22 protein-coding genes and 1 pseudogene are annotated in these 20,288 nt (G+C 39.9%); 19 read left to right on the top strand and 4 right to left on the bottom strand.

Annotation, left to right across the window (positions count from 1 at the left end):
• Window positions 1-37 precede the first annotated feature (37 nt).
• Together ciaR and QM859_RS02475 are read left to right on the top strand one after the other, a co-directional pair.
• A complete protein-coding gene (gene ciaR / locus QM859_RS02480) occupies window positions 38-709 on the top strand; it encodes a two-component system response regulator CiaR (RefSeq protein ID WP_414262010.1) in 672 nt (223 codons plus the stop codon).
• Window positions 702-2,036 (top strand): sensor histidine kinase, encoded by a 1,335-nt coding sequence (locus QM859_RS02475; protein WP_414262009.1) that lies wholly within the window; start codon window positions 702-704, stop codon window positions 2,034-2,036. Before ciaR ends, QM859_RS02475 begins: the two co-directional genes overlap by 8 nt.
• Before the next feature lie 26 nt (window positions 2,037-2,062).
• Here the strand turns inward: QM859_RS02475 and QM859_RS02470 are convergent, their stop codons facing one another.
• On the bottom strand, window positions 2,063-2,338 hold the full coding sequence (locus QM859_RS02470; protein ID WP_414262008.1) for a DUF3270 family protein: 276 nt from the start codon (window positions 2,336-2,338) through the stop codon (window positions 2,063-2,065).
• Between the two features lie 369 nt (window positions 2,339-2,707).
• Here QM859_RS02470 and QM859_RS02465 point away from each other — a divergent pair, with 369 nt between their 5' ends.
• The 9 genes and pseudogenes from QM859_RS02465 (at window position 2,708) to deoD (ending at window position 11,205) form a co-directional block, all read left to right on the top strand.
• Entirely contained in the window at window positions 2,708-3,763 is a 1,056-nt protein-coding gene (locus tag QM859_RS02465; protein ID WP_414262007.1) for an ABC transporter permease, read from the top strand.
• Between the two features lie 13 nt (window positions 3,764-3,776).
• Window positions 3,777-4,457 (top strand): ABC transporter ATP-binding protein, encoded by a 681-nt coding sequence (locus QM859_RS02460; RefSeq protein WP_414262006.1) that lies wholly within the window; start codon window positions 3,777-3,779, stop codon window positions 4,455-4,457.
• Between the two features lie 110 nt (window positions 4,458-4,567).
• Entirely contained in the window at window positions 4,568-5,497 is a 930-nt protein-coding gene (locus QM859_RS02455) for a peptidase U32 family protein (RefSeq protein WP_414262005.1), read from the top strand.
• A 104-nt stretch (window positions 5,498-5,601) separates the two neighbouring features.
• A complete protein-coding gene (gene rpiA, locus QM859_RS02450; RefSeq protein ID WP_074324207.1) occupies window positions 5,602-6,285 on the top strand; it encodes a ribose-5-phosphate isomerase RpiA in 684 nt (227 codons plus the stop codon).
• Between the two features lie 23 nt (window positions 6,286-6,308).
• Window positions 6,309-7,520 (top strand): phosphopentomutase, encoded by a 1,212-nt coding sequence (locus tag QM859_RS02445; RefSeq protein WP_223332850.1) that lies wholly within the window; start codon window positions 6,309-6,311, stop codon window positions 7,518-7,520.
• Between the two features lies 1 nt (window position 7,521).
• Window positions 7,522-8,083 (top strand): annotated as a pseudogene (locus QM859_RS02440) (DUF1697 domain-containing protein).
• Window positions 8,080-8,889 carry a purine-nucleoside phosphorylase gene (locus QM859_RS02435; protein WP_070677156.1) on the top strand — a complete coding sequence of 270 codons (810 nt, stop codon included), beginning with the start codon at window positions 8,080-8,082 and terminating at the stop codon, window positions 8,887-8,889. The pseudogene QM859_RS02440 and the gene QM859_RS02435 overlap by 4 nt, the downstream one beginning before the upstream one ends.
• 2 nt (window positions 8,890-8,891) lie before the next feature.
• Window positions 8,892-10,172 (top strand): chloride channel protein, encoded by a 1,281-nt coding sequence (locus QM859_RS02430; protein ID WP_414262004.1) that lies wholly within the window; start codon window positions 8,892-8,894, stop codon window positions 10,170-10,172.
• A gap of 322 nt (window positions 10,173-10,494) precedes the next feature.
• Window positions 10,495-11,205, top strand: a complete 711-nt coding sequence (gene deoD / locus QM859_RS02425; protein WP_414262003.1) for a purine-nucleoside phosphorylase — start codon at window positions 10,495-10,497, stop codon at window positions 11,203-11,205.
• Window positions 11,206-11,219: 14 nt separating this feature from the next.
• Here the strand turns inward: deoD and QM859_RS02420 are convergent, their stop codons facing one another.
• The 3 genes from QM859_RS02420 to coaA form a co-directional block, all read right to left on the bottom strand.
• Complete coding sequence (locus tag QM859_RS02420; RefSeq protein ID WP_414262002.1) at window positions 11,220-11,738, bottom strand: DNA topology modulation protein; 519 nt, start codon at window positions 11,736-11,738, stop codon at window positions 11,220-11,222.
• Between the two features lie 65 nt (window positions 11,739-11,803).
• Complete coding sequence (rpsT, locus tag QM859_RS02415) at window positions 11,804-12,052, bottom strand: 30S ribosomal protein S20 (protein ID WP_029689886.1); 249 nt, start codon at window positions 12,050-12,052, stop codon at window positions 11,804-11,806.
• Window positions 12,053-12,104: 52 nt separating this feature from the next.
• On the bottom strand, window positions 12,105-13,025 hold the full coding sequence (gene coaA, locus QM859_RS02410; RefSeq protein WP_414262001.1) for a type I pantothenate kinase: 921 nt from the start codon (window positions 13,023-13,025) through the stop codon (window positions 12,105-12,107).
• A 125-nt stretch (window positions 13,026-13,150) separates the two neighbouring features.
• Between coaA and QM859_RS02405 the strand changes: the two genes are divergently transcribed.
• From QM859_RS02405 to QM859_RS02370, 8 genes are all read left to right on the top strand, one after another.
• Window positions 13,151-13,429 (top strand): 1,4-dihydroxy-2-naphthoate prenyltransferase, encoded by a 279-nt coding sequence (locus QM859_RS02405; RefSeq protein ID WP_414262000.1) that lies wholly within the window; start codon window positions 13,151-13,153, stop codon window positions 13,427-13,429.
• A gap of 57 nt (window positions 13,430-13,486) precedes the next feature.
• Entirely contained in the window at window positions 13,487-14,077 is a 591-nt protein-coding gene (locus tag QM859_RS02400; protein ID WP_414261999.1) for a class I SAM-dependent methyltransferase, read from the top strand.
• Entirely contained in the window at window positions 14,074-15,357 is a 1,284-nt protein-coding gene (locus QM859_RS02395; protein ID WP_414261998.1) for a pyrimidine-nucleoside phosphorylase, read from the top strand. The genes QM859_RS02400 and QM859_RS02395 overlap by 4 nt, the downstream gene beginning before the upstream one ends.
• A 17-nt stretch (window positions 15,358-15,374) precedes the next feature.
• Complete coding sequence (gene deoC, locus QM859_RS02390; RefSeq protein WP_414261997.1) at window positions 15,375-16,037, top strand: deoxyribose-phosphate aldolase; 663 nt, start codon at window positions 15,375-15,377, stop codon at window positions 16,035-16,037.
• On the top strand, window positions 16,024-16,413 hold the full coding sequence (locus tag QM859_RS02385) for a cytidine deaminase (RefSeq protein WP_004253174.1): 390 nt from the start codon (window positions 16,024-16,026) through the stop codon (window positions 16,411-16,413). Before deoC ends, QM859_RS02385 begins: the two co-directional genes overlap by 14 nt.
• A gap of 90 nt (window positions 16,414-16,503) precedes the next feature.
• Window positions 16,504-17,559, top strand: a complete 1,056-nt coding sequence (locus QM859_RS02380) for a BMP family lipoprotein (protein ID WP_414261996.1) — start codon at window positions 16,504-16,506, stop codon at window positions 17,557-17,559.
• Window positions 17,560-17,699: 140 nt separating this feature from the next.
• Complete coding sequence (locus QM859_RS02375; RefSeq protein WP_414261995.1) at window positions 17,700-19,235, top strand: ABC transporter ATP-binding protein; 1,536 nt, start codon at window positions 17,700-17,702, stop codon at window positions 19,233-19,235.
• Complete coding sequence (locus QM859_RS02370) at window positions 19,228-20,286, top strand: ABC transporter permease (RefSeq protein WP_414261994.1); 1,059 nt, start codon at window positions 19,228-19,230, stop codon at window positions 20,284-20,286. Before QM859_RS02375 ends, QM859_RS02370 begins: the two co-directional genes overlap by 8 nt.
• Window positions 20,287-20,288: the final 2 nt, after the last annotated feature.

Below are 20,288 nucleotides of genomic sequence, written 5' to 3'. Positions count from 1 at the left end.
TTTTTGCTATAATGGATATAATAAGGAGGAATTTTTGATGATTAAAATTCTATTAGTGGAAGATGACCTAGGCCTGTCAAATTCAGTCTTTGATTTTTTGGATGATTTTGCAGATGTTATGCAGGTATTTGATGGCGAAGAAGGTCTCTACGAGGCTGAAAGTGGCGTCTATGACCTGATTCTATTGGACTTGATGTTACCAGAAAAAAATGGTTTCCAAGTCTTAAAAGAACTACGCGAAAAAGGTATTTCAACTCCAGTTCTGATCATGACGGCTAAGGAAAGTCTTGATGACAAAGGACATGGGTTTGAGCTGGGAGCAGATGATTATCTAACTAAACCATTTTATCTAGAAGAACTCAAGATGCGTATTCAGGCCCTTCTCAAACGCTCAGGGAAATTTAACGAAAATACCTTAACGTACGGTGATTTGACAGTCAATCTATCTACTAATGAAGTTAAGGTTAAAGATGCCCCTGTTGAGCTGCTTGGTAAAGAATTTGAACTCTTGGTCTATTTCCTCCAAAACCAAAATGTCATCTTACCAAAAACCCAAATCTTTGACCGTTTATGGGGATTTGACAGTGATACAACCATCTCTGTAGTAGAAGTCTATGTATCAAAAGTTCGTAAGAAATTGAAAGGTTCAGCCTTTGCTGAAAATCTCCAAACTTTGCGTAGTGTTGGATATATTTTAAAACATGCTTAAGAAATTAAAAAAGAATTGGTACGCAGAAGATTTCAGCTACTTTGTCCGTAACTTTGGTGTCTTTACGCTCATCTTCTCTGCTATGACCTTGATTATCTTGCAGGTTATGCACTCCAGTCTCTACACATCAGTAGATGAGAAACTGCTATCTCTCAGCAACAATCCTCAGGACATCATTCAATTGGCAGTCAATCGTGCAACTGAAGACGTTAAGGATTTAGATAGTGGCAGTGTCGCTTCAGCTTCAGATAAAAAGCCAAATGTGAGTTCCAATACTGAAGTGATTTTGCTAGATTCGAATCTCAATCAATTAGTGACTGGTAATCGCTTTTTGGGATTAGACAGAATAACCTTCAATAAAAAGGATTTAAACCATATCCGACAACTTCATGTTGTGAATAGCTACGGCCAGGATGAGATTTATCGGGTGGTCTTAACGGAAATGAATATTGATTCTGTTTCGACTAATATTAAGTATGCTGCTATCCTGATTAACACAAGTCAACTAGAGCAAATTAGTCAAAACCACGAGCAGTTAATCGTGGTGGTGATGGCAAGTTTCTGGATTCTATCTATCTTAGCCAGTCTCTATCTTGCACGTGTCAGTGTTAAACCCTTACTTGAAAGTATGCAAAAGCAGAAAAGCTTTGTGGAAAATGCCAGTCATGAATTACGGACTCCGTTGGCAGTTCTTCAGAACCGTCTGGAAACTCTTTTTAGAAAACCAGAGGCGACTATTATGGAGTCAAGTGAGAGCATCGCTTCTAGTTTGGAAGAAGTTCGAAATATGAAGTTTCTAACGACTAACCTTCTCAATCTGGCACGTAGGGATGATGGAATCAAGCCTGAGTTTGGAGAGGTAAAGCCAGACTTCTTTAATACAACCTTTACTAACTATGAGATGATTGCGTCCGAGAATAATCGTGTTTTTCGTTTCCAAAATCGTGTTCATCGCACCATTATCACAGATAAACTCCTCCTCAAGCAATTGATGACGATTCTGTTTGACAATGCGGTCAAGTATACAGAAGAAGAAGGAGATATTTATTTTGAGATTTCAACGACAGAACGCAGTCTCTATCTAAAGGTAGCAGATAATGGAATTGGTATTTCTGCAACCGATAAAAAGAAAATCTTTGATCGATTTTATCGCGTTGATAAGGCTCGGACACGTCAAAAGGGTGGTTTCGGTTTAGGTTTGTCTTTAGCTAAGCAAATCGTAGATGCTCTTAAAGGAAGCATCAGTGTGAAAGATAACAAACCTAACGGAACAATTTTTGAAGTCAAGATAACTATCTCAACACCATCCAAACGAAAGAATAAATAAAAAAACCTTCGATTCATCGAAGGTTTTTATTTGAATTTTTTCTTGATAAAAGTACGCTGAAATTGCAATGCTACAAGACTAAGACCGATAGCCAAAGCAAATGATAAGACAGTGTTTACTTTTAGTGATAAGAACAAAAAGCTAAAAATCGCTAAAAAGACGCAGAAGCAAGCGATGTTTACAAAAAATAGAACTTCCTTTACACTAGCGACAGAAGCATTTTCTGGAACATAATCTTGAAACTGAGCAGTTTTTATACTTTCTTGTTCAAACTCATACGGGTGTAATTTTCTAGCGGGCATATTTCTCTCCTTAACAGTACATTACTATTTTATCACTTTTTAAAGAGAGAATTATTACAGAATGGTTACAAATTGCATAAAATCTGTTATCAAGGCCAATTTCGGTTTTCTTGACATGCTGATGGGAAAATGATAGGATGAGTAAACCGTTTAAACTTTATTATTTTTCTCTTATTTCAATGAGGGGAAATTTGATGGTTAAAACGAATAAAAATCATACACAGATGCAAATAAATTCAATTTTGAAGTAAGGACAGGATTCTTTTAAATTGATTCTAGTTGTTCATGACGAGATAGTTTTCTATCTATAGTGCTATGGTAAAGAGGAGATTTGTTCCCTCGACAACAGAATACTTAAAGGAGATTGGCATGTATCTTGCTATCAAAGAAATTTTACAGAATAAACTGCGTTACAGTTTAATTCTAACAACCATTTTTCTCATTGCTTTTATGGTCTTTTTTATGACTAGTTTGGCTCTCGGGCTTGTTCGAAATAACAGGGCTGCTATTGATAATTGGCAAGCAACAGGAGTTGTGCTATCCGATTATGCAAATGATAATTTGACTGCATCCTTTATACCAGAAAAAGACTACAAAGATAAAGTGTCTAAGGATGCTGTTCCCCTAAGCTACATGTTTGCGGTAACAAACCTTGTCGATAGTAGTGATAAGTTGAATGTCTCTATTTTTGGTCAAGGGTGGGACAGTTTTGTCTCGCCAAGCTTGATTGAAGGTCGTTACCCAGAAAATGACCAAGAAGTTGTAGTGGATCAGTCTTTTGAAAATTATGGCATCAAACTTGGGGACGCAATTCAACTTAACGGGAGTGAAACAAGTTTTAAGATTGTAGGTTTGACAAAAGAAAATAAATTTTTCACAGAACCTGTTGTTTTTACGAGCCTGACAACCTATTGGAATTTACAAGGAACAACAAAAGCTAATCGCTCTATCTCTGCATTGGTATTGCAAAATGATGTAGAAGTGACTGGCGATGGCTTGAAGCAGATTTCTATTCAAAAAATGATTTCAAAAATTCCTGGCTATACCCCTCAGGTCAATGTATTCTCAGGAATGATTCTAGCAATGATAGTCATTACAGGTCTGATTGTAGGGATTTTTATTTATATCATTACCATTCAAAAATTAGGTCTTTATGGCATTATGCGAGCACAAGGAATTCAGATAAAATCCATCGTTTGGTCCCTTTTCTGTCAGATTTTTCTTTTATCTGCTTTGGGTATCGGATTGGCCTTAGTAGCCATTTGGGCTGTCATTTTAGTCTTACCTGCAACCTTCTTTTTCTACCCTAATTGGTTGGCATACTTTGTGTTAAGCCTGGTCATTTGCTTGATGGCACTACTAGGTGGCGTCATTTCGCTTCCGCGTCTACTTAAAGTGGATCCAACTACAGCGATTTCAGAATGATAAGGAGAATGATATGACGACATTAATTGAGATGATTCAAGTGACAAAAACTTATGGCGAAGGCAATATGAAAGTTACAGCTCTCAATGAGACCAACTTTCAGCTAAACGCTGGGGAGTTTGTAGCGATTGTGGGGCCTTCTGGATCAGGTAAAACAACCTTTTTAACGACTCTAGGCCAACTTCAAGAAGCTTCAAGTGGAAAGATTCTAGTAAAGGGAAAAGAGACTGGGCATTTATCTGAAAAAGAAAAAACGGATTTGCGCTTTAGTGAATTTGGTTTTATCCTCCAGGCTTCAAATCTGATTCCCTTTTTAACGGTTAAGGAGCAATTAGATTTAATTGACCGTTTGGATAAAAAGAAATCAGAAAAAAGTAACCGACAAGAGTTGTTCAGTTTGTTGGACCTGGAAAAGGTTCAAAATCACTATCCCAAAGCTCTCTCTGGTGGTGAACGCCAACGAGCTGCAATTGCTAGAGCCCTTTATAATAATCCTAGTATCGTACTTGCAGATGAGCCGACAGCTAGCTTGGATACACAACGTGCATACCAGGTTACGGATATGCTGGCTTCAATTGCCCATGAGCAAGGCAGGGGAGTTGTCATGATTACGCATGATACTCGCTTACTAGATAAGGTTGACCGTATTTATGTGATGAATGACGGACGACTTGTTGAAAAGACACAAGCATAAATCTAAAAAGTGAACTGCCATTGATGCAGTTCACTTTTTTAAAAATTTGGATTAACAAGACTCACTTTTCTATCTAGCTGATTTTTTGGAAATATGGTATAATTTTCCTTATGGAAAAGATTATCATTACAGCAACTGCTGAAAGTATTGAACAAGTTGAACAACTGCTTGAAGCTGGTGTAGACAGGATCTATGTCGGTGAGAAAAATTTTGGCCTTCGTCTGCCAACAACCTTTAGTTATGACCAATTGCGTGAAATCGCTAAGCTGGTTCATGATGCTGGTAAGGAATTGATCGTTGCAGTCAATGCCCTCATGCACCAAGATATGATGGATCGTATCAAGCCTTTCTTAGATTTCTTGGAAGAAATCAAGACAGACTACATTACGATTGGGGATGCAGGTGTCTTTTACGTGGTCAATCGCGATGGTTATTCATTTAAGACCATCTACGATGCTTCGACTATGGTAACTAGCAGTCGTCAGATAAACTTCTGGGGACAAAAGGCTGGCGTATCTGAGGCTGTTTTGGCGCGTGAAATTCCATCTGCTGAGCTCTTCAAGATGCCTGAGATTTTGGAAATTCCTGCTGAGGTCTTGGTATACGGTGCTAGTGTTATCCACCATTCGAAGCGTCCACTCTTGCAAAATTACTATAATTTTACGCATATCGATGATGAAAAGACTCGCAAGCGTGACCTCTTCTTGGCTGAACCAAGTGACCCAGAGAGTCACTATTCCATTTTTGAAGACAATCATGGGACCCACATCTTTGCCAACAATGACCTTGATTTGATGACAAAATTGACTGAGTTGGTAGAACATGGTTTCACTCATTGGAAGCTTGAAGGTCTCTACACTCCAGGCCAAAACTTTGTAGAAATTGCAAAACTCTTTATCCAAGCGCGCAATTTGATTCAAGAAGGTAACTTTACTCATGACCAAGCCTTCTTGCTTGATGAAGAAGTTCGCAAGCTCCATCCTAAAAATCGTTTCTTGGATACTGGATTTTACGACTATGACCCTGATATGGTTAAATAGACATCACAAAACCCGAAATAAAATGTTCGGGTTTTTCTAGTGTAAGGATGAATTTGAAGCGTATTCATGCTATAATAGAAGTAGGTCTATTTGGAGGTGTATAAGTGGAAAATCTGAAAAAAATGGCAGGAATTAAAGCTGCCGAGTTCGTCAAAGATGGTATGGTTGTCGGACTTGGAACAGGCTCAACTGCCTACTATTTCGTAGAAGAAATAGGTCGTCGTATCAAGGAAGAGGGCTTACAAATTACAGCTGTAACGACTTCTAGTGTGACCAGCAAGCAGGCAGAAGGACTCAATATTCCTCTTAAGTCTATTGATCAAGTAGACTTTGTAGACCTGACAGTTGATGGTGCAGATGAAGTAGACAGTCAGTTTAACGGCATCAAAGGCGGTGGTGGGGCCCTTCTCATGGAAAAGGTTGTCGCAACTCCATCTAAAGAATATATCTGGGTAGTTGATGAAAGTAAGCTAGTAGAGAAACTCGGTGCCTTTAAATTACCAGTAGAGGTTGTTCAATATGGTGCCGAACAGGTATTTCGTCGATTTGAACGAGCTGGCTATAAACCGAGCTTTCGTGAAAAGGATGGTCAACGTTTTGTGACGGATATGCAAAACTTTATCATCGACCTTGCCTTGGAAGTGATTGAAGACCCAATTGCTCTTGGACAAGAATTGGATCATGTCGTTGGTGTCGTCGAGCATGGCTTGTTTAACCAAATGGTGGATAAGGTCATCGTTGCTGGACAAGAGGGCGTTCAGATTTTAACTTCAACAAAAGCAAAATAATCAAAATAAAAAGGAGACACACTATGCCAAAATTTAATCGTATTCACTTGGTGGTGCTAGATTCTGTAGGAATCGGTGCAGCACCAGATGCTCATAACTTTGTCAACGCTGGTGTTCCTGATGGTGCATCAGACACGCTTGGACACATTTCAAAATCAGTAGGTTTGAATGTTCCAAATATGGCAAAACTTGGTCTTGGGAACATTCCTCGCGAAACACCATTGAAGACAGTTCCAGCTGAGAGCAATCCAACAGGTTATGCAACTAAGCTTGAAGAGGTATCTCTAGGTAAAGATACCATGACTGGTCACTGGGAAATCATGGGACTTAATATCACTGAACCTTTCGATACTTTTTGGAATGGATTCCCAGAGGAAATCCTTACTAAAATAGAAGAATTTTCAGGACGTAAGGTTATTCGTGAAGCCAACAAACCATACTCAGGAACAGCTGTCATCGATGACTTTGGACCACGCCAAATGGAAACTGGCGAGTTGATTATCTATACATCAGCTGACCCAGTTCTTCAAATCGCAGCCCACGAAGATATCATTCCTTTGGATGAACTCTACCGTATCTGTGAATACGCTCGTTCGATTACTTTAGAGCGTCCAGCTCTTCTCGGACGCATTATTGCTCGTCCTTATGTTGGTGAGCCTGGAAACTTCACTCGTACGGCTAACCGTCGTGACTTAGCTGTATCTCCATTTGCTCCAACTGTTTTGGACAAATTGAATGAAGCTGGTATTGATACATATGCAGTTGGTAAGATTAATGATATCTTCAACGGTGCTGGTATCAATCACGATATGGGTCACAATAAGTCAAATAGTCATGGAATTGATACACTATTGAAGACTATGGGACTTCCTGAATTTGAAAAAGGATTCTCCTTCACAAACTTGGTAGACTTTGATGCTTTATATGGACACCGTCGTGATCCACACGGCTATCGTGATTGTTTGCATGAGTTTGATGAGCGCTTGCCAGAAATTATGGCAGCAATGAGAGAAGACGATCTTCTTTTGATTACTGCTGACCACGGAAATGACCCAACCTATGCTGGTACTGACCATACTCGTGAATATATTCCACTTTTGGCATACAGTCCATCCTTTAAAGGCAATGGATTAATTCCAGTTGGACACTTCGCTGACATCTCAGCAACGATTGCAGAGAACTTTGGTGTTGAAAAAGCCATGATCGGTGAAAGTTTCTTAGATAAATTGGTATAAGATGACGCGATATGCTTTACTTGTTCGGGGCATTAATGTCGGTGGGAAAAATAAGGTTGTCATGGCGCAACTTCGTCAAGAACTGACAGAGTTGGGACTGGAAAAGGTTGAAACCTACATCAACAGTGGCAATATTTTCTTTACTTCTACAGCTCCCAAAGCCCAATTGGTTAAAAAGTTAGAGGCTTTCTTTTCAGTCAATTATCCATTTATTCAGAACTTTTCTTTGCTGAGTCAGGAAGACTATGAAGCAGAGCTGAATAATCTGCCAGAATGGTGGACCAAAGACCTAGCTCGAAAAGATGTGCTCTTTTACACTGAGAGCTTGGATGTGGATCAAGTCATCGAGAAAGTGAACAGTTTGGAACTGAAAGATGAAGTCGTTCATTTTGGAAGACTTGGGATTTTCTGGGGGAAATTTTCTGAGGAATCCTACTATGCAACTGCCTATCACAAGTACTTGCTCAAGATGCCTTTCTACCGCCAAATCACCATTCGTAATGCTAAAACTTTTGACAAAATCGGTCAAATGCTAAAAAACTAATAAAGGAGACACACAATGACATTATTAAATAAAATCAATGAAACAGCAGCATTTTTGAAGGGCAAAGGAATCGAAGCTCCTGAGTTCGGTTTGATCCTTGGTTCAGGTCTTGGAGAATTGGCTGAAGAAATCGAAAATGCAGTCGTAGTAGACTACTCTGACATTCCAAACTGGGGTCAATCCACAGTAGTCGGACATGCTGGTAAATTGGTTTATGGTGATCTTGCTGGACGTAAAGTATTGGCTCTTCAAGGTCGTTTCCACTTCTACGAAGGAAATCCTCTTGAAGTTGTGACTTTCCCTGTCCGTGTCATGAAAGTTTTGGGATGTGAAGGAGTGCTTGTAACCAACGCTGCTGGTGGTATCGGCTTCGGTCCTGGTACCTTGATGGCTATTACTGACCACATCAACATGACTGGTCAAAACCCCTTGATTGGTGAAAACTTGGATGACTTTGGTCCACGTTTCCCTGATATGTCGAAAGCTTACACTCCAGAATACCGTGAGACTGCTCATCAAGTAGCAGACAAATTGGGCATTAAACTGGATGATGGGGTTTATATCGGTGTTACAGGTCCAACTTATGAAACTCCAGCAGAAATCCGTGCCTATAAGACATTGGGAGCAGACGCGGTTGGTATGTCTACTGTTCCTGAAGTTATTGTAGCAGCTCACTCTGGATTGAAAGTTCTTGGTATTTCATGTATCACTAACCATGCTGCTGGTTTCCAAGAAGAACTTAACCACGAAGAAGTAGTGGAAGTGACTGAGCGCGTCAAAGGAGACTTCAAAGGATTGCTGAAAGCGATTCTTGCTGAATTATAATCATGGTACATGAGTTGAGGAGGAGTCTTCAGAAGATCCCATATAACCTCAAATTAGTTCTAGCGGTTATCATGCTAGGGCTAGTTACAGGTATATTCGGAATTTTGCTCCATTATCTTTTAGAGCTGGTTGAAGGGATTGCTTTTGGTCAAACAGAGCATAACACTGGATTCTTGACAGATGGTGTTGCCTCATCACGAATAGGCTTCAGTTTAATCATCGTGGGAGTCAGTTCTGCCTTGGTCTGGTATTTCTTGCAAAGAAAAGCAAAGATTTTTTCCATCAAAGCGCAGATGAAAGATGAAACAATACAATACAAACTTCATTTTTTAAAACAGTTAGTTCATTCAATTTGGCAGATTGTTGCAGTTGGAGGCGGAGCGCCTATCGGTAAGGAAGCTGCGCCGCGGGAGATTGGAGCTTTATTTGCAAGACCTATTGCCAATATTTTTTCTCTCTCCGTGAAGGACCAAATCTTTCTCATTACCTGTGGAGCTGGTGCGGGTTTAGCGGCTGTCTATCAGGTTCCATTAACGAGTGTGTTTTTCGTTTTTGAAACCTTGGGAATTGCTTTATCTGTCAAACGTTTTTTCTTGGTCGGTCTGACTACATATGTATCAGCCTTTACAGCAGGCTTTGTTGTTTCAGATCATGCTCTCTACCAGATTCCAGCTCTGACTTGGTCACTAGGTGATATGTGGCTTGTTCCCTTATTAGTTCTTTTTCTGACTCCACTCGCTTGGCTTTTTAGTCGCTTCAACAAACAAGCTTCTTCAAAGAGAATAAAGGACAAGCGGATACTCTATACTCTGCCGGTAACATTCCTTTTCCTTGTTGGATTGGCTAGCCATTTGCCTCATCTACTTGGTAATGGGCGTATGATGGCTCAGGAGATTTTAAACGGCAGTAATGCCAAGACGGTAATCCTCTTGTTTGTCTTGAAAGCCTTGGTCGTTTTAGTTACCCTTTGGGCAGGTGCCTATGGCGGTACCTTGACCCCATCTTTTGCCTTGGGGATGGCAGGAGCTGCACTCTTGACCATGATTTTAGGTAGTGGCAATCAGCCGGCAGTCTTACTATTAGGTTCGGTTTGCTTTTTAGCTGTGACCTTGAAGGCACCCCTGTCTGCAACTGGATTGGTAATGGGCTTCACTGGTCAGTCATTTGAGGCTATACCCTTTCTTTTGGTGACTGCTTACTTGGCATTTGGTTTTGCTAAAATGCTGGACCGAATCTCTTGGGAGGAATACTTACGACCAAAGACAAGGACAAAAGAAACTTAATAAGAATACTCTAATTTTTCTAATTCAAAATATATTTTTGACTTATAATCAATATCATTTAATAAAGAAAGGATGAGCATGTGTTCTAATTTGAACACGAGCGGAAAGCTTTTCTCTATAAAAATACACAGAAAGGATGGGTTAATCGTATTCGCAGAACTGAATACGGGTTACTCCCCTCTAAATCATCAAAATTAAAAAAGAAAGGAATTGAACCCACCCTAAAAGCAGTGGGAAAAAGATAGTTGGTCTAGCGAGCATCGCTCACTGCGCGCAACTCCTATTTTCCCTTCGCTTTTTGACGGGTTTGGTATCTTATATTATGTCTATCCATATTGCTGCTAAGCAGGGTGAAATTGCTGATAAAATTCTTCTTCCTGGGGATCCTCTTCGTGCGAAATTTATCGCTGAAAATTTTCTTGAAGACGCTGTTTGCTTTAACGAAGTTCGTAACATGTTTGGTTACACAGGTACTTACAAAGGTCATCGTGTATCTGTTATGGGAACTGGGATGGGAATGCCATCCATCTCTATTTATGCGCGCGAGTTGATTGTCGACTACGGAGTAAAGAAATTGATCCGTGTGGGAACGGCTGGATCTTTGAATGAGGATGTTCACGTCCGTGAATTGATCTTGGCTCAAGCAGCTGCAACCAACTCAAACATCATCCGCAACGATTGGCCTCAATACGATTTCCCACAAATCGCAAGTTTTGACTTGCTAGACAAGGCATACCATATTGCCAAAGACCTTGGTATGACTACTCACGTCGGAAATGTCTTGTCATCAGACGTTTTCTATTCAAACTATGGTGAAAAGAACATCGAGCTTGGTAAATGGGGTGTGAAAGCTGTAGAAATGGAAGCAGCAGCTCTTTACTATCTTGCTGCTCAACACCATGTCGATGCCCTTGCTATCATGACGATTTCTGATAGCTTGGTTAATCCAGAAGAAGACACTACAGCAGAAGAACGTCAAAACACCTTCACTGATATGATGAAGGTTGGTCTAGAGACTTTAATTGCAGAATAAGAAAAAAGGTTTCCTTAATAGGAAACCTCTTTTTTATGAAGAAAGCCATCTAGTTCTTTTTGATTAGTGATTATGGTTACCTTGTCAGCATAGTCTGAACAGATCTGTTGATAATGGTCTTTGTGAGAAGAGTTACGTCCATCCCAAAGAATCCAGCGGATAAACTCCCAGTCAAAACGTTCAGGACAACCGTCTGCCATACTTTCTCTAACTTTTCCTCTGTATCTTAGATAGCGTTTAAAGGCTCTTGCTAAACAATTCCATGCTGAGAAGTTTAAAAAGATAATCTGATCAGCCTGCTCCATTCTTTCCTCGTAGCTACACCATGTATAGTTGCCGTCGATAACCCAATCCTCATGTTTAGAAAGGAAAGTCTTCATCTCCTTTAACATCCAATCGCGATTGCTATCTTGCCACCCAGGCTGAAATTGCAATCGGTCTATATGGAGTTTAGGAATGGAGTAGTAGCTGGAAAGTTTTTCTGCCAGAGTAGATTTGCCTGAGCCTGAATATCCTATAATAGCAATTTTCATGATAACCTCCAGAAAAATGTGTACAAAAAAAGCTCCGAAGAGCTCATTTTGTATCCAGTTAAAGATTAACCAAGTTTAGCTGCAAGACGTGCTTTATCACGGTTAGCTTTATTCTTGTGGATCAAACCTTTAGTTTCTGCTTTATCGATGGCTGAGCTAGCAGCACGGTAAAGTTCTTCAGATGGGTTTGCTTCAAAAGCTTTGATAGCAGTACGCATAGCTGATTTTTGAGCTGAGTTCTTTTCGTTTTGTTTAACGTTCAATTCAGCGCGTTTGATAGCTGATTTAATGTTTGCCAATGTTCTTACCTCCATATTTACTAACTATACCATTATATCTGAAAACTATTATTTTGACAAGGGGAAATCACTTTTTTAAATAAATTTCATCAATTTCATGATTTTTAGATTTATGAAGAATGACTTCAGCCCGATTTCTTGTCGGTTCGATGTAGTTTTGTAGATTGGTCAAATTAATACTTGTCCAAACCTGATGGGCAAAATCTTTGACTTCACTAATTGGTTGCTGGGTGAAACGATAGTAATAGTTGTTTGGATCATCTTGTGCAAAGCTAAGAAGTTTCAAGAAACGGTCCAAATACCAGCTCTCAATATCCTCGACTGCAGCATCTACATAGATTGAAAAATCGAAGAAGTCTGTAATATAAAGACGGCTATTACGTGGTGTTTGAAAGACGTTGATACCTTCTACAATGACAAAATCCGCTGCTTGAACTCTTTGTGTTATATCAGGTACGATATCGTAGATTTCGTGAGAATAAACAGGAATGTCAACATCCTGACCGTTTTTAAGTTGATCAAGGAAATCGAGCAAGCTTTCCATATCATAACTCTCAGGGAAACCTTTTCGGTTTAGGATATTTCGCTCATTTAAGATACTGTTAGGATACAGAAAGCCATCAGTTGTCACTAATTCAACACTTGCTTCTGGAAAAATACGGGAAAGCAAAATTTGTAAGAGTCGGCTAGTAGTTGATTTGCCAACAGCGACACTACCTGAAATTCCGATAATAAATGGCTGATTTTTACTCTCCCTTTGGAGAAAAATCCCTTTTGAAAAGGCTAGATCTTCTTTGGAGCGTTTGTAGATTTGAATCAGATGAGCTAGCGGCAGGTAAATATCTGTTACATCTTGGAGACTAATCTGGTCATTAAAACTCTTAATCGAATCCAATTCCTCCTCGGTTAAAGGAGGTGTAGTTTTACGATGTAAAGATTGCCAAGTTCTGCGACTGATTTTTTCATAATGTATAAATTCGTTGGTCATAAAATTTCCTCGTTTGATACCTCAGTATACCATAATTTACAAAGAAAGACATCTGAATCATTTGAGAAAAAGCGCTTTCTTTGTTAAAATAAAGCTAAGGAATACCAATAAAGGAGTGTGGGGTTATGGCAAAATTTTTAACTGATAAAAAATTGGCCGTCTCTATTTTATTAGTCATCCTTTTATGGATATCAGCAATTTTATGGAACTTTGATATTTCTATTGGAAGATTTAATATCAACTGGCTCTATTTTGTATTTTTTAAGCTATTACCAACTTTAGGCATTCTCTATATTTTCTTAGCATTTTTGTTAAAGAAATGGTGGCTGATTTTGATTGGTCTAGTTTGTCTATTTTCATTTTTTATTAGTATGTTCCTAGGTTATCTCTTCTTAGGTCCTTAGTTGGTATAGACCGTGTAAACGATTTAAAATATCTAAATTTTATGGTAAAATAATCCTATGAGTAAAATGTATTATGCAGAAAATCCAGATGCAGCCCATGATGTTCATGAACTTAGAGTTGAGCTACTTGGGCAAAAGATGACCTTTTTGACAGATGCTGGTGTCTTTAGTAAAAAAATGATTGATTTCGGAAGTCAGCTGTTGTTAAGATGTCTAGATGTCGAAAAAGGTGAAAAAATTCTTGATGTTGGTTGTGGCTATGGTCCCATCGGCTTGTCTTTGGTTAGAGCTTATGGTGCCCAAGCGACCATGGTGGATATCAATAATCGTGCCCTGGATTTAGCCCAGCAAAATGCGGTAAAAAACAATGTTCAAGCGACTATCTTCCAGTCCAATATTTATGAGCAGGTAGAAGGGCAATTCGATCATGTTATTTCGAATCCGCCCATTCGTGCAGGCAAGCAGGTCGTTCATGAAATCATCGAGAAAAGTATTGATTATCTTGTTGATGGTGGAGATTTGACCATTGTCATCCAGAAAAAACAAGGAGCTCCTAGTGCCAAAAACAAGATGGAAGAAGTCTTTGGTAATTGTGAGGTCGTGAAGAAAGACAAGGGATATTATATCCTTAGAAGTGTGAAAGAATGAGAGCAGTAGATCTAATCCAGAAAAAAAGAGACGGACAAGAACTAACCTCAAGTGAAATCCAATGGCTGATTGAAGGTTATGTTGCAGGAACAGTTCCTGACTACCAGATGTCAGCTTTTGCTATGGCTATTTATTTTAAAGGCATGACCACTAGAGAGATTTCTGACTTAACCATGAATATGGTCAAGACAGGTCAGGAATTTGATTTATCTGCTATTGAAGGTATCAAGGTTGATAAACATTCTACGGGTGGTGTTGGTGACAAGGTAACTTTAATCCTAGCACCCTTGGTAGCTAGTTTTGATGTTCCAGTTGCTAAGATGAGTGGTAGGGGTCTGGGGCACACAGGTGGAACAATTGATAAATTAGAATCCATCAAAGGTTTTCAAGTCGAACGCAGTCAGGATGACTTTATCAAACAGGTTCAAGATATCGGAGTTTCAGTTATTGGTCAATCTGACCAACTAGTCAAAGCGGATAAGTTGCTCTATGCACTACGTGATGTGACAGCGACAGTTGATACTATTCCACTGATTGCTAGTTCTGTCATGAGTAAAAAAATTGCAGCTGGAGCCGATGCTATTTTGCTGGATGTTACTGTCGGTGAAGGTGCCTTTATGAAGACAGTTGACGAGGCGCGTGAACTGGCTCAAACCATGGTGAATCTCGGGAAAGCTGTTGGTCGCAAGACCGTAGCAGTCATTACGGATATGAGTCAACCTTTGGGACGTGCCATTGGGAACCGCCTGGAGATTCTAGAAGCACTAGAAATTCTTCAGGGTAAAGGACGCGAGGATATTAGTCACTTTATCTGTGAGTTAGCTCAAATTATGCTTTCTCTGGCAAATGTTGAAAAAACAGTCGAGGAAGTAAGGCAACATCTTGAAAATGGTCAGGCACTCAAGAAATTCGAAGCGATGGTCCTCGCTCAAGGTGGAGATTTAGAAGATCTTTATCGACCTGTAACAGTTGATCATGTGGTAGAAATTCCTGCTCAGGAAGGTGGTGTTATTGAGGCACTGCCAGCCATGGAGTTCGGTCTTTTCGCTATGAGATTAGGTGCTGGTCGTGCAGTCAAAACAGATGCTCTTGATTATGAGACAGGAATTGTTTTTGAGAAGAAAGTTGGAGAATCAGTCAAAAAAGGTGAAATTGTCGCAAAAGTATATGCAAATGGCAAAATTTCTCCGGAACTAGTTACAGATTTCCAAAAATATGTTAAAATTAAAATGAGTGATGAAACGCTTAAAACGCGTGAAATCATCGAAATTATCTCCTAATTTAAGGAAAATCCGAAATGAAATTAAATAAATACATTGATCATACGCTTTTGAAGCAAGATGCGACCGAACAACAAATCGATCGTTTGCTATCTGAAGCAAGAGAGTACGATTTTGCCAGTGTTTGTGTGAATCCTTGCTGGGTTTCGCATGCAAAAGATGGTCTAACAGATACTGATGTCAAGGTTTGTACAGTTGTAGGTTTTCCTCTTGGAGCTACAACTTCAGCTGTCAAAGCCTATGAAACCAAAGAAGCCATCCAAAATGGTGCTGACGAAATAGATATGGTTATCAACGTTGGTACACTAAAATCAGGAAATCTTGCGCTAGTTGAGACAGATATTCAAGCTGTTGTTGAGGCTAGCGGTGACAAACTCGTTAAGGTTATTATTGAAGCTTGTTTGTTAACGGATGAAGAAAAAGTTCTGGCTTGCCAACTTGCTCAAAAAGCTGGTGCAGACTATGTCAAGACTTCTACAGGTTTCTCAACAGGTGGAGCAACTTTGCCAGATGTTCAATTAATGCGTCAGACAGTTGGTCCTGATATGGGGGTCAAAGCAGCTGGTGGAGCTCGTTCTTATGCAGATGCAGTTGCCTTTGTTGAAGCAGGAGCTACTCGTATTGGAACATCTTCTGGTGTTGCAATCTTAAAAGGAGAATTAGCTGATGGCGACTACTGAGTTGATTGAATTAGCGATTGAAACTAGTAAAAAAGCTTACGTTCCCTACTCACATTTTCCGATTGGCGCTGTTTTGGTAGCCAAGGACGGAAGTATCTATACAGGGGTTAACATTGAAAATGCTAGCTACCCCTTGACCAACTGTGGCGAAAGGACTGCGATCTTTAAGGCGGTCTCTGAAGGACAACGAGACTTTTCAGAATTGATTGTCTATGGTCAAACTGAAAAACCAATTTCGCCTTGCGGTGCTTGTCGCCAAGTTATGGTCGAATTTTTTAAACCAGATCTAAAGGTGACTCTAGTCGCCAAAGATAAAACGACGGTCGAGATGACGGTCGGGGAATTACTTCCATATTCTTTTACAGACTTGCAATAGTCTGTGTCACTCTCTGAGTGGCAAGGGTCCTTGTGACCAATCAATTCATACTTGCAACTTAGTTGCGCATCTTATTTAGGAGGTTCAGTAATGAACAAGAAACAATGGCTAGGCCTTGGTCTAGTTGCAGTAGCAGCATTTGGACTTGCTGCATGTGGTAATCGCTCTTCTCGTAACGCAGCTTCATCTTCTTCTGATGTGAAGACTAAAGCAGCTATCGTTACAGATACTGGTGGTGTTGATGATAAATCATTTAACCAATCAGCTTGGGAAGGTCTTCAAGCTTGGGGTAAAGAACACAACCTTTCAAAAGACAATGGTTACACTTACTTCCAATCAACAAGTGAAGCTGACTACGCTAACAACTTGAACCAAGCAGCTGGAAGCTACAACTTGATTTTCGGTGTTGGTTTTGCCCTTCACAACGCTGTTGAAGAAGCAGCAAAAGAACATTCAGATAAAAACTATGTTTTGATTGACGATGTGATTAAAGATCAAAAGAACGTTGTTAGCGTTACTTTCGCAGACAACGAAGCAGCTTACCTTGCAGGTGTTGCAGCTGCTAAAACTACAAAAACTAAACAAGTTGGTTTTGTAGGTGGTATGGAATCTGAAGTTATTTCTCGTTTCGCAGCTGGTTTTAAAGCTGGTGTTGAGTCAGTTGACCCATCTATCAAGGTTCAAGTAGACTATGCTGGATCATTTGGTGATGCGGCTAAAGGTAAAACAATCGCTGCAGCTCAATACGCTGCAGGTGCAGACGTTATCTATCAAGCAGCTGGTGGTACTGGAGCAGGTGTCTTCTCTGAAGCTAAATCATTGAACGAAAGTAAAAATGAAGCCGAAAAAGTTTGGGTTATCGGTGTAGACCGTGACCAAGTTGATGAAGGTAAATATACTTCTAAAGACGGTAAAGAAGCTAACTTCGTGCTTGCTTCTACATTGAAACAAGTTGGAACAACAGTTCAAGATATCTCAAACAAGGCTGAAAAAGGTGAATTCCCTGGTGGTCAAGTTATCGTTTACTCATTGAAGGATAAAGGTGTTGACTTGGCAGTGACAAACCTTTCTGAAGAAGGTAAAAAAGCTGTTGAAGATGCAAAAGCTAAAATCCTTGATGGTAGCATCAAAGTTCCTGAAAAATAATTGAAGGAAGTCATTTCTTAGGAAGCGGCCAGTGGCCGCTTCTTTAAGAATTGAGACAAATAGTTTTGTCTCAATAGAGCTTGCTAAGTTTCTTTAGCAGGTTTTATTGAAATAAAATAAAATTCTGAAAGGAAGAGCACATGGCACACGAAAATGTCATTGAGATGCGTGAAATTACCAAAGTTTTTGGTGAATTTGTCGCTAACGACAAGATTAACCTTGAACTTCGTAAAGGTGAAATTCATGCACTTTTAGGAGAAAATGGAGCTGGTAAGTCCACTCTTATGAACATGCTAGCGGGGCTTTTAGAACCAACTAGTGGTGAAATTGTGGTCAACGGTCAAGTTGTAAAACTAGATTCACCATCAAAAGCAGCTAGCTTAGGGATTGGGATGGTCCACCAACACTTTATGTTGGTAGAAGCTTTCACTGTTGCTGAAAATATCATTTTGGGGAGTGAATTGACCAAAAATGGTGTGCTAGATATTGCTCGTGCAACTCGAGAAATCAATGAGTTATCTGAACGTTATGGCCTTGCTGTGGATCCATCTGCCAAAGTTGCAGACATCTCTGTTGGGGCTCAACAACGTGTTGAAATCTTGAAGACACTTTATCGTGGAGCAGATATTCTTATCTTTGACGAACCTACTGCTGTTTTGACGCCATCAGAAATTGATGAATTGATGGCTATTATGAAGAACTTGGTTAAAGAAGGTAAATCAATTATCTTGATTACCCACAAGTTGGATGAGATTCGTGCTGTATCTGACCGTGTTACAGTTATCCGTCGTGGTAAATCTATTGAAACAGTTGAGATTGCTGGTGCAACTAATGCTGACTTAGCTGAGATGATGGTAGGACGTTCTGTTTCCTTTAAAACTGAGAAACAGGAAGCTCAACCTAAAGAAGTTATTCTGTCTATTAAAGACCTAGTAGTAAACGAAAACCGTGGTGTTCCTGCTGTTAAAAATCTCTCACTCGATGTACGAGCTGGTGAGATTGTCGGAATTGCCGGTATTGATGGAAATGGTCAATCTGAATTAATCCAAGCTATCACAGGACTTCGCAAGATTGAATCTGGTAGCGTGGAGTTGAAAGGCCAGTCTATCGTAGGTTTACACCCTCGTCAAATTACAGAAATGAGTGTAGGCCACGTTCCAGAAGATCGCCACCGTGATGGTTTAGTTTTAGAAATGATGATTTCTGAAAATATTGCTCTTCAAACCTACTATAAGGAACCTCATAGCAAGAAGGGAATCTTAAACTACACCAATATCATCGGGTACGCTAAACAGTTAATGCAAGAATTCGATGTGCGTGCTGCTAGTGAGATTGTTCCAGCCTCAGCTCTTTCTGGAGGAAATCAACAAAAAGCAATTATCGCTCGAGAAGTCGATCGAAATCCTGATCTCCTAATCGTCAGTCAACCTACTCGTGGTTTGGACGTCGGTGCCATTGAGTACATTCACAAACGCTTGATTCAAGAACGTGATAATGGGAAAGCTGTCCTTGTAGTCAGCTTTGAACTAGATGAGATTCTAAATGTCTCTGATAGAATTGCTGTTATCCATGATGGTAAGATTCAAGGCATTGTAACACCAGAAACAACCAACAAGCAAGAGCTTGGTGTCTTGATGGCTGGTGGTGAATTGGAAAAGGAGAAGAGTGATGTCTAAAAAATTACAACAAATTTCGGTTCCTTTGATTTCTGTTATTTTAGGAATTCTACTCGGAGCCATCGTCATGTGGATTTTCGGCTACGATGCTATCTGGGGTTATGAAGAACTATTCTACACAGCATTTGGTAGTGTTCGTGGAATCGGTGAAATCTTCCGTGCTATGGGACCTTTAATTCTGATTGCCCTTGGATTTGCAGTTGCAAGTCGTGCTGGTTTCTTTAACGTTGGTCTTCCAGGACAAGCTCTCGCAGGTTGGGTTATGAGTGGCTGGTTCGCTCTGTCTTTCCCAGATTTGCCACGACCATTGATGATTCTTGCGACGATTGTAATTGCCTTAGTTGCAGGAGGGATCGTTGGTGCTATTCCTGGTATCTTAAGAGCCTACCTTGGGACATCTGAAGTTATTGTAACCATCATGATGAACTACATTGTTCTTTATGTGGGCAATGCCTTTATTCATCACTTCCCTAAAGAAATCATGCAAAGTACTGACTCATCCATTCGTGTTAGTGCAAATGCAACCTATCAGACACCATGGCTTGCTGAGTTGACTGGAAACTCTCGTATGAACATTGGAATTTTCTTTGCTATCATAGCTGTAGCAGTTATCTGGTTCTTGCTCAAGAAAACAACTCTTGGTTTTGAAATCCGTGCAGTTGGTCTCAATCCAAATGCTTCTGAATACGCAGGTATTTCAGCGAAACGCACCATTATTCTATCAATGATTATTTCTGGTGCCCTTGCAGGACTTGGTGGCGCAGTAGAAGGACTTGGTACCTTCCAAAACGTTTATGTTCAAGGTTCATCATTGGCAATCGGATTTAACGGTATGGCAGTAAGCCTACTTGCTTCAAACTCACCAGTTGGAATTCTATTTGCAGCCTTCCTTTTCAGTGTTCTTCAAGTTGGAGCCCCTGGTATGAATGCTGCACAAGTACCATCTGAGCTTGTAAGTATCGTTACAGCCTCAATTATCTTCTTTGTCAGCGTTCACTACATCATCGAACGCTTTATCAAACCAAGAAAACAACTTAAAGGAGGTAAATAAGG

The sequence above is a fragment of the Streptococcus infantis genome, assembly GCF_047463175.1.
Lineage (GTDB): Bacteria > Bacillota > Bacilli > Lactobacillales > Streptococcaceae > Streptococcus > Streptococcus infantis_AC.
The sequence above is the reverse complement of the archived record's forward strand: the minus strand, read 5'-3'. Positions and strand labels throughout refer to the sequence as shown.